Origin of the sequence: Solihabitans fulvus, from assembly GCF_008386585.1 — a bacterium.
In the GTDB taxonomy this organism is placed as follows: Bacteria; Actinomycetota; Actinomycetes; order Mycobacteriales; family Pseudonocardiaceae; genus Solihabitans; species Solihabitans fulvus.
Genome location: NZ_VUOB01000380.1, coordinates 1 through 256, shown reverse-complemented (window position 1 = coordinate 256; position 256 = coordinate 1). Strand labels below are relative to the sequence as shown.

The following is a 256-nucleotide window of genomic DNA, read 5'->3' as shown; positions in this document are numbered from 1 at the left end:
AATTCATCGCCGACATCGCCCTGTCGCCCATGGAGGCGGCTAAGGTCCGTATCCAAACGATGCCTGGTTTCGCGAGCACCCTCCGCGAGGCGTGGCCGAAGATGGTCAAGAACGAAGGTTACGGCACGTTCTACAAGGGCCTGGTGCCGCTCTGGGGCAGACAGATCCCGTACACGATGATGAAGTTTGCTTGCTTCGAACGCACCCTTGAGCTGCTGTACCAGTATGTTGTGCCCAAGCCCCGTGAACAATGCAC

The 256-nt window shown here is 58.2% G+C and carries 1 protein-coding gene; it reads left to right on the top strand.

All coding sequences use genetic code 11. The features are described from left to right. The coding region (locus F0L68_RS46105) for an MC/SLC25 family protein (protein ID WP_149855469.1) at positions 1-256 on the top strand (256 nt) is incomplete at both ends.